This window comes from Paenalicyclobacillus ferrooxydans (genome assembly GCF_001399675.1).
In the GTDB taxonomy this organism is placed as follows: Bacteria; Bacillota; Bacilli; order Alicyclobacillales; family Alicyclobacillaceae; genus Alicyclobacillus_B; species Alicyclobacillus_B ferrooxydans.
Genome location: NZ_LJCO01000065.1, coordinates 1 through 8,815 on the forward strand (window position 1 = coordinate 1; position 8,815 = coordinate 8,815).

General features: G+C 46.9%; 12 protein-coding genes. 3 read left to right on the forward strand and 9 right to left on the reverse strand.

The annotated features are described in order from the left end of the window. Positions 1–241: 241 nt before the first annotated feature. The 4 genes from AN477_RS15060 to AN477_RS15075 form a co-directional block, all read right to left on the reverse strand. Complete coding sequence (locus tag AN477_RS15060; RefSeq protein WP_054969994.1) at positions 242–703, reverse strand: hypothetical protein; 462 nt, start codon at positions 701–703, stop codon at positions 242–244. 196 nt (positions 704–899) lie between these two features. Beyond that, positions 900–1,367 carry a helix-hairpin-helix domain-containing protein gene (locus AN477_RS15065; protein WP_054969995.1) on the reverse strand — a complete coding sequence of 156 codons (468 nt, stop codon included), beginning with the start codon at positions 1,365–1,367 and terminating at the stop codon, positions 900–902. A gap of 14 nt (positions 1,368–1,381) precedes the next feature. Continuing rightward, a complete protein-coding gene (locus AN477_RS15070) occupies positions 1,382–1,819 on the reverse strand; it encodes a VOC family protein (protein ID WP_054969996.1) in 438 nt (145 codons plus the stop codon). A gap of 229 nt (positions 1,820–2,048) precedes the next feature. Beyond that, a complete protein-coding gene (locus AN477_RS15075) occupies positions 2,049–2,891 on the reverse strand; it encodes a tyrosine-type recombinase/integrase (RefSeq protein WP_054969997.1) in 843 nt (280 codons plus the stop codon). A 139-nt stretch (positions 2,892–3,030) separates the two neighbouring features. Between AN477_RS15075 and AN477_RS15080 the strand changes: the two genes are divergently transcribed. Together AN477_RS15080 and AN477_RS15085 are read left to right on the forward strand one after the other, a co-directional pair. Next, positions 3,031–3,468 carry a UPF0158 family protein gene (locus AN477_RS15080; protein WP_169787908.1) on the forward strand — a complete coding sequence of 146 codons (438 nt, stop codon included), beginning with the start codon at positions 3,031–3,033 and terminating at the stop codon, positions 3,466–3,468. A gap of 93 nt (positions 3,469–3,561) precedes the next feature. Next, positions 3,562–3,975: a hypothetical protein gene (locus AN477_RS15085; RefSeq protein WP_211266019.1), complete on the forward strand. Its 414-nt coding sequence runs from the start codon at positions 3,562–3,564 to the stop codon at positions 3,973–3,975. A 186-nt stretch (positions 3,976–4,161) separates the two neighbouring features. Here the strand turns inward: AN477_RS15085 and AN477_RS15090 are convergent, their stop codons facing one another. The 4 genes from AN477_RS15090 to AN477_RS15105 all read right to left on the reverse strand — a co-directional run bounded on the left by AN477_RS15090 (position 4,162) and on the right by AN477_RS15105 (position 7,150). After that, the gene (locus AN477_RS15090) at positions 4,162–4,968 is read right to left on the reverse strand and encodes a nucleotidyltransferase family protein (protein WP_169787909.1); all 807 of its coding nucleotides are present in this window, start codon (positions 4,966–4,968) and stop codon (positions 4,162–4,164) included. Between the two features lie 83 nt (positions 4,969–5,051). After that, entirely contained in the window at positions 5,052–5,537 is a 486-nt protein-coding gene (locus AN477_RS15095; RefSeq protein WP_281176355.1) for a P-loop nucleotide/nucleoside kinase family protein, read from the reverse strand. 165 nt (positions 5,538–5,702) lie between these two features. Further along, a complete protein-coding gene (locus AN477_RS15100; protein ID WP_054970001.1) occupies positions 5,703–6,770 on the reverse strand; it encodes a restriction endonuclease in 1,068 nt (355 codons plus the stop codon). Beyond that, the gene (locus AN477_RS15105; protein ID WP_054970002.1) at positions 6,767–7,150 is read right to left on the reverse strand and encodes a hypothetical protein; all 384 of its coding nucleotides are present in this window, start codon (positions 7,148–7,150) and stop codon (positions 6,767–6,769) included. Before AN477_RS15105 ends, AN477_RS15100 begins: the two co-directional genes overlap by 4 nt. A gap of 387 nt (positions 7,151–7,537) precedes the next feature. On the opposite strand from AN477_RS15105, the gene AN477_RS15110 reads away from it, so the two are divergent. Further along, on the forward strand, positions 7,538–8,380 hold the full coding sequence (locus tag AN477_RS15110) for a tyrosine-type recombinase/integrase (protein WP_054970003.1): 843 nt from the start codon (positions 7,538–7,540) through the stop codon (positions 8,378–8,380). A 165-nt stretch (positions 8,381–8,545) separates the two neighbouring features. Here AN477_RS15110 and AN477_RS25265 read toward each other — a convergent pair. Next, a partial coding sequence (locus AN477_RS25265; protein WP_054970004.1) for a hypothetical protein occupies positions 8,546–8,815 on the reverse strand: 270 nt, incomplete at its 5' end.

Genomic DNA, 8,815 nt, shown 5'->3' on the forward strand with positions numbered 1-8,815 from the left:
GCACGCACGTGCCACATGGACCTTCTTCGCGATGTCTGCTCCGATAACCAAGGTCGAATCTGTAATACGACGAATCTTGCTGTTTTGCGTTATACTCATCTTGTAAAGCCTCCTGATTAGTGGTGTGTTTTCGACGACATCAACACTATCAGGAGCTTTTTATTGTCTCAAACCCGATTTTGCTTCTTAACAGGAATGCTGTCCGTTACCTGAAGAAGAACTAACACAACCATCTTTCTAGTTATTGTCCGTAAAACCCAGTTTTCAATTGCATGACTTGCCCTGTCATGGGATTAACTATGTAATAATCGTGTTTTCTAGTGTCTTGCAGCGATACCTCGTAGTAGTAAAACTCATGGTGAAGAAGAAATGCATATCCGTTGTAGACAACTGATACATGTCTGATGGGCGGTGCCACAAATTGAACCGATTGGCTTCCAATGTGACGAGACACAAGTTCCTGCCCGCTCTGGTACGTGACATGTGGCAGTGCCAGAAAGAACATGAGCGGAGTCACCAGCAGCAGAGTCAAATTGACCCATATGACACGCTTCGCACGCCCTTTCAACATCCCTATCCAGCCCAAAATTAAACAGGGCAATGGAGCGACAATAAACCAAGTCATATCGATGAGGTTTGCGTAAGCTTCTTGATTAACCAGCAGTACTAAGACTGATTCAGCGAACACTATAACCACAGTCACAACAAACGCAACGTTGACTCTCTCGATAATACTTCCTCCCCGATAGGTCTTAGCTCTGTCTCATATACCCCAAGATTCAGTTAGGTCGCTACGTCAGTAACCTGCCCGTTACCCGAAGATCCGCCAGGTCCACAACGATGGATACTTATGCAGTTGCATCGGTATGCCTCTGTGATTAAGCCTCCTTGAACAGGAATCAGCTTTTTACGTCATACCACGCTAGAGATGGGCGTCCCGTTGGATAACCATACTGAGCCCGATATGTTTTGCGTTCCTCCGTAAAGTCAAACCAACATTTTTCACTATTCGGGTTATTCGCGTGGTACACGATGCAGCGCAAAGCGTCTTCCACACAAGGGTCCACCCAATGTCCGTATTGTTCTTCCAAGCGATTAAGTAAGTCCGACCCGTTTTCCTCTTTGATCTCATTCAAAGAATAGTATCCTAAGTCCAACACCCACTGTGCAGCCCTCGGACCAATGGAAGGAATGGTTTGAAAGGCAGAAAGAGCACAAAGCAGTTGGGCTCGTTCAAAACTAACACCCAAAACATTTGAGAGTTCTGTTGGGTTGGTACGTGCAACATCCTTTAATTTGATTTTGGACTCCCGTAATCGGATTCGTTCTTCATCCGTTAGAGGTAATTTTGGAGATGACGTTCTCACTCCATCCACCTCCCTCAACCGTTCATTTCAACCATTGCACCGTTTTCGTCAAATACGGCATTCGGATTGTACGCTACTTCCCACGCATTGTTCTCAGGGTCGAGGAAACAACCGCTTCTTCCACCCCAAAACCTATCGCTCGCAGGACGGTTAATTCGAGCCCCAGCCGCCACTGCTTCTGACAGAACCGTATCAACCAGTTCACGCGTCTCCACGTTTATAGCTAATGTAACACCTCTGAAAAATCCAGGGTCGCTGGGAATCGTTGTCTCTGCATCCTTGGACAACTCGTCCATTGACCAAATTGAAAACATACACCCAGCATTCTTGAATACTGCATAGTTGTCCGAACTCCAGTCCGTTTCGTACCAACCCAATCTCTTATAAAAGGCTCGCAGTTTCGGTACATCCCACGCACCAATTGTGACCAACGTCACCCGTTGCGGTATCATGATATTCCTCCCACAGCAATCTCTGCCCACGCGTATAGCTGGTTATAGAAGTTGAGCAACTTTTCATCGTCGGATATCTATTCTACGTAATTTTTCCATTTCCTTGCTATTGCGCACTCCTGCCCTGATGTGCAAGAAGCTTGTTATGGAACGCCGTGCATGATTATTCATATTTTACCACAAGTGGGATGAGGAGTTATCGATGAAGAGCTTCTCATCCCTGTTACGACTACTGAACGAAGTATCGCTCATACGCCTGTTGTCGTGATGCTCCACTAAGGGTTGCGTACAACTGCGTTGTCTCCGGTTTTTCATGACCTAATATGGACTGGACGGTCACCAATGGCGCTCCCTGATTGATAAGCACGGTCGCCAGAGTATGTCTCATCTTGTGCGGACTCACCCGCTCTCGCAAACCGCACCGGACTGCAATCCGCTTGAAGATATACTGTATCTGATGAATTGACATTCGGTGTGGCTGGCGGACTGTCACAAACAGAGCTTGGTCATCATCCTGCCTCTCCTTCAGATAGCGTTGCAGCCAAATCCGCGACCTCGCTCCGAAGTAGACTTCTCGCTCTTTGTTCCCCTTCCCCAGTACAGTTACGGCAGAACGTTGCCAGTCAATGTCTCCGCGGCTCAGCCTTTGCATCTCCGCGACACGGCAACCGCTGGCAAATGAAAATTCGACCAGCGCATGTTCGAGTGAACTTCGGCAGGAATCACGAAGTAATTCGAGTTCTTCAATCGTCAGTGCTTTTGGAACCCGCTTACTCCGTTTCGGTTCATTCACCTTCAGTGTGGGATTACGTAGCAGCAGTTCTTCCTCCACAAGCCAGTGAGACAAGCTCTTAATGGCACGGATTTTGTGACCTAAACTTGCCGGTTTGAGATGAGTGTGGTGACTCAGATGGGTCCGTAGCAGTTGCAACGTCACTTCGGTAACGTCGAGGTCACCTATGTCCCGTATTAACAGTTTGTGCTGAAGTCGATAGGCATGAATGGTGTACGGCGAGAATCCTTCCTGTCCCTTCAGCTCCAGGAACATGTTTGATGCATCCGATAGTCGCATACTTTCAACCTCCTCAAGATAATCCGACGTTTGAGACGTCTGTTATCAGAGTTGGCTGTTCAATCTGCGCACATTCCCTGTTAATATGAGTCGATCTATAATGGGGACAACACTGCTTACGCTTCTGGAGGTTTGGTTCATGCTGAAAGTTTCCGTGAGTTTAGATGAGTTGTGCGATGCTTATGAAATGAATAGCGACGAAATTTCACATTATCTTGACGTGAACACTGGGGAAATTCTGATGCGAATGGACCCACTCCTGACCGGATACAAGGACGGAGACTTAGAAGAAGAACTCGAAGATGAAGAACGCTATCTGGAACTGCCAACCATTGCATCACGCGATGCCTACGGACTCATGGTCGACTTCGTGGAAATTGTCACATCAACGGAATTACAAGACCGTCTAAACACAGCATTAAACGGACGAAAACCCTTCCGCACATTTAAAGACGTTTTGTTCGACTTCCCAGAGGAACGTGAGAAATGGTTCAAATTTGAGCGTGAAACACACCGACGCGAGATCCTGCAGTGGCTGGAAGACGAAAACATAACCATAGAGCAAAATAAAATCTAGATGAGCAAATGTATTAACTGTTACCGCACTGAGTCACCGGTGTTCAAAACCAGATCAACCAAATTAACACAAACGAATGTGAGGTATTTCACCTTGAGCAAACAAGAAATGCGTAAGAGAATCTGGTCATGTGCAGGTCAATTGGTAGACGAAAAAGGATATGTCAGCCCAGTCGATCTGCTGGTGAAGATGGGGCGGGTCACGAAGAAGCAAGTCGCAGACTGGCGTGTCCGGCGAATTCCGTACCTGGAGCAAGTGAGCGAAGGAAATTTTAGTAAAATGAAGTTCATTCTCAATGAACTTCGTGAATTCGGGAAATCGGCGAATTTGAAGTCATCTCAAACCGCTTATGTATCCTGGGGAAAGGGTTCGAAGAAGCGATTGCGATTCTCCAAGTCAGGTGATGCGTGGATCGAAACGATGTATTCAACCCACTACGTTCTAACTACAGCAAAGCAACTGATTCTAGACACGGAGCCGGAAACCACAGATTCACTTGGGTCCTAAAATAATTGTGTTGTCGTCCATTCGCCCTCTTTAAGTTTAGCAAGCGCCACTGAGGCGTATTTATACCCCCTTTTTGTAGCCATACTACTCCATTCTCCTGCCCAAGAGTCCAATAACGGCTACTAGTTAAAAGTGAATATTCATACAATCATAGACAGACCACACTTCTTCGGGTCCTGCTTTTATTCAGGAAGAACGTGTGCGAGCTTCACTTTCAAAGTTCTCGGTAACCCAGTTACCCTCGCTCTCAACGAGATTTAGGACTTGTTCGTGGTTTGTCGGTGCTTCTTCTAGCCAAGCCTGCATGGTACGAATTACAGACTCTTTCTCAGGGAAATATTGAATGACTGCTTCAGCCTGCTGATGGAGTCGTGTCGTCCAGATCTGAGACCGTACCATCACCATTGAATAATATGTTCGAATGAGTTTACGAGCAAAGCCCTGTGAAACTCTCTTAAATTCGTGGTCGGAAGCCGATTCTAAACGGCGTACTGTCCGAGACACAACGTCACCAATATCTCCGTTGAAACTCATTGGTATCTCTGGAGTGAGTTTGTACGGACCGAATTTCACTCGAAGATCCTCACCGTGGACACAGACGCTAATTTCTTTAAGAAATGCCCCTTCGTAATAATTCGTCGGGTCGACTGTATAGTCGACATCCGCAACAGCTACGCCGACATCGCGAACCAAAGAACGATACTTTTGAGACAATGCGTCAGAAAGGGTCTTTAACTCCATTGAATCCTCGGATGTTAGTGCGCCATTGAACATGACAATGAGGTCCAGGTCTGACCCACCCTTTACCGCTTCACCCCTTCCAACGCTTCCATATACGTAGACACTGTGCAACCGATGGGGGAACAACTTTATTAGTTCCTCGACACATTCATGTATGCACGGAAGATAGGCAACATCAATCTTGTCTATACCAACGTCACTCACGATGTATCCATCTTGGTCTAGCCCATATCCTGCTTGTAGATTCGCCACTTCGATTCCCACCATCCTTCCAAAAAGATATGGCAGGCTCTTGTTCGAGTTTCCTACCCTTATGCGACAGAAGGAAATTACAATTAGAGCACCGTTTCACCCTCACCAGAAGGTTCTTCAAACCCTTTTAGGTACGAATTCAGAATGTCCTCAGTGATGGGAAAAGCAGCATTTGCGTCAAAACGATGGCTACGGATAGCGAGTCGTTCTCGCAGGACATCAGGACTGACTTTTAGGTATATTAATTTCCAATCGCCTCCAGCGTCCCTGATTACGTGCTTATATTCATCTCGTCTGGCTCGTTGCCAAAAACTGAAATCGATGACGACATTTTTCCCGTTGTGAATCAGTTTTACAAGTTGATGACGTAGCTTTTTCTCTGCCTCGACAGAATACTCGGCATACTTATCAGCGGGATAGTCAATCCCGTAACGTCCACGGCTTGCCCAAACTTCCTCGTCGATTGAAAGACGAACAAATCCATTTTTCTCTAGTTTTTGGGCATATGTCGTCTTTCCAGATCCTGCTATCCCGCACATCATTACAACAATTGGAATGGTATTGGACACCAGGTTCACCATCCTGACTCGATTTCACGTCGTCGCGTCTCGGTATTCATTCGAAATTGCGCATAACTGCCCATTTGCGCAGGAAGACCACATCGTGAAGTTTGTATAAGTATGCAGAGAGGGCGCACCAATTCAGACAGGCTGCCATTGTCCACCATCCTGTATTCATTCATCATTTGATTGTACATTGTCGTTTCGCAAAGTTTCCATATCCACCAGAGTCAACCCTGACATCTCAGCTGGATCAAACCACTGGTTCGTGAACACATGCAAGACGGAACCATTTTTCACCACTTCGTCGCCTTCGTGCGGGGCTTCGTCCACTGCCGGGGCAATTAGAGAAGTGTCAGCATTTCTGCGCCGGGACGCGTAAAATCTACCGGTTTTGATTACGTCCTGCACAACCAACGCGTAGAGATAGCTACTCCGGCGATCGATCACAATCCTAGATTGATGAACACGAATTCCGATTTCTATCTGAATCTGTGGAATGAGTACATGCTTGTCTTCCACCACGATGTGAGCTGGCGGGTGTATGCTTATTACCGCCGGATTGACCATGTAAACAGTGCATTCCTCGCCCCCATTGAATGTCACTGCGTTTTGATTGAATGACCCTTTCAGCACGCCCAATGTACCTTCATCAATTATCTGCTCGAGGGTTTTTCCGGGACTACCGTCATCCTTTATGGTCGGCGTGGCACTTCTCACTTCAGGGGATCCCATGGTCATGTTTAGCCTTACACCCTGGTGACCTGATGCTACAGCTGTTGTGTATACTTGCATTCCTGGGAATGAATACTTGAGTATGCTCCGGTCTATTACCTGAAGGTGTATATTGAGTACAGGTCCGGGCTCCCCCCATTCGTCGTCCGTCGGTTCCCGAACAAGGAAAATTTCAATTCCATGATCTGCAGCCATAGTTTTGGCTCCCGACTGACACCCTTTCACAGTGAAAAATACTGCCTTCGACGCGTTTAAATCCTGCAGTTGGGCAACCATTGCATCGACATGCAGCCGTTTAATTCTGGTGTTCCAGTACTTACATTCAACGATGATTTTTTCAGTGTAGAAACCTTGTGTATGCGTAATCAAAACATCAATTTGCCGAGGGGCACCGGAGCGCCCCGTAAGAATCACATTGTGCTCAACTTTAACGTCACCCGTGTTATGCAAATCAGCAACCAAGCGTTCAAAACCGCCCCAGTCCTTGACCATCTCGGATAACTTCATGCGTCAATGCCTGCCTTTATTCTGTCGTCATCTGGCACATATGCCCAAACGGTATCCAGTCCACACCGGAGCCGTGCCACCGACCGATGAAGTCCATCAATGACGTTTAGTTTCCCCGACGGATACATCCGATGCCCCAGAACGATAGGCGGTTGCTTGTCCACATCCATGTCTGCATACTCCAACACTCGGGCATCATTTCCCCAATCATCGAACCTCAACAATAACTCATCTAACGGTACACTGCGCAAGACGTAGTCCGAAAACTGTGAAATTTGCTGACGAAGCCCTTCATCATCATTCCTCAATACCCGAGTGTGCAGACCCAAAACTAACTTGAGAAGAGCCTGCGCCTCGATTCTCTCCGGATACTCCTTCAAAGTGACCCTCCTCGCCATTCATCCACAGAACACCATTGCTGACCAAAAGCCCAACAAGGCTCCACAGTAGTTCCTCCAGATCATCACTGATGACTACTCATTTTGGTGATAGGGTTACTACTCAACTCTCCGTTTGCGACACAATTCCATACCGGCGGACATGCATTTCTATGCAGTGATGAATTAAGTAACCTTAAATTGAATCCCGTTCTCACAACAAGAATATCACTTGGATCTGCCCAAATTAACATTAGTCGAAAACACGGCCCTTATTAATACTCAAAACGTCTAGTCACACAAGGTTTGCCGCCTCTCCCTTTGGGAATGCTAGTTTACTAGACTTGTCATAGTTTTCAACTAGAAAGTTCTTATGGGGAGGTTAGACTTATGAATCTTTCTCAGGCGTCCGAAACATTTTTAAGTATTCGAAGTCAGGAAGGGTTTTCGCCGTTTACTATCCGCGCCTATCGGCAGCAACATAAATTGTTGATCCGGGACGTGGGAGACTTACGGGTGGAAAAAGTGACACTGAATATGTTGCGTGACCATCTTAGTCATAACGACCATTTAAAGCCTGCGAGTCTTGGTCATAAAATCCGGGCAATCAAGAGTTTGTTTGGTTGGCTGGTTGAAGAAGACCTGATCGTAAGAAACCCTACGCTCAAATTGAAGGAACCCAAACAAGGGAAGCGAGTTCCGAAAGCCCTGACGATCGATGAACTCGAATTGCTTCGTGACTCGTGCAGTTCCTCCCTCGAGCATGCATTGGTAGAATTCTTTTTCGCTACTGGTGGTAGAATATCCGAAATTCAACGGTTAAATCGAAATCAGATCGACTGGTACCGTGGAGCAGTAACTGTCCTTGGGAAGGGTGACAAAGAACGTGAGGTGTACTTTGGGGCAAAGGCACGGATATGGGTGAAACGATATCTTCGAGACCGCAACGACCATGACCCAGCCCTATTTGTTACCATGCGTCAGCCACATCGGATGTCCGTTCATCAGATGCAATACATTTTCAAACGAATCGCCTCACGATGTAATTTAGCAGAACGAGTCAGCCCACATAAGATGCGACATACGTTGGCTACTGTACTGCTAAACCAAGGGGCACCATTGGTCGCCGTGCAATCAATCCTTGGGCATGAAAAGCCTGAGACCACGCAACTATACGCCACGCTGAGTGGAACATCCCGCCAGCAAGCTTACGAACGTTACTTCGTTCAGTAACCATCTTAGTATCCGGAAGGCGGATGATGCCCAAGCTCGGTAAAATAATCAAACAGAGCAAACGGGGGCAAATAAAAGGTATATTATGTGTAGCTTGAATCGGTCAGAAGTCGGCACATAAAGCGGTGGAGAACTTTTACCTACCGACTACGTAGTCACAATAAATTAAGTATTCTTTCCCCCTCGCAAAACGCGAAACGTAGTACCCCAGGTCCATGCAGAGCTCTCAACTTCTTCGCCAGTGTCATGATTAAGTCGCTTTTGCATTGTTGTGGAGTTTGTCGGCAAGTGAATCAGCCAGAGAATAAAGGTGGCGCCTGCGACACACAACCAGGCTATGCCACCCAGAGCCCCGCAAGCAACAATAAATAGTGCAATCTCACCAAAAGGAACCGCTGTCTTCGACAATGTGTACACCAAGTAAAATCCGACCAG

What these genes read in the sequence shown, in the direction of transcription:
- AN477_RS15100 (WP_054970001.1), bottom strand. Translation starts at nt 6,770, where the DNA reads ATGAAGTTATCCGAGATGGTCAAGGACTGGGGCGGTTTTGAACGCTTG.
- AN477_RS15080 (WP_169787908.1), top strand. Translation starts at nt 3,031, where the DNA reads ATGCTGAAAGTTTCCGTGAGTTTAGATGAGTTGTGCGATGCTTATGAA.
- AN477_RS15110 (WP_054970003.1), top strand. Translation starts at nt 7,538, where the DNA reads ATGAATCTTTCTCAGGCGTCCGAAACATTTTTAAGTATTCGAAGTCAG.
- AN477_RS15075 (WP_054969997.1), bottom strand. Translation starts at nt 2,891, where the DNA reads ATGCGACTATCGGATGCATCAAACATGTTCCTGGAGCTGAAGGGACAG.
- AN477_RS15070 (WP_054969996.1), bottom strand. Translation starts at nt 1,819, where the DNA reads ATGATACCGCAACGGGTGACGTTGGTCACAATTGGTGCGTGGGATGTA.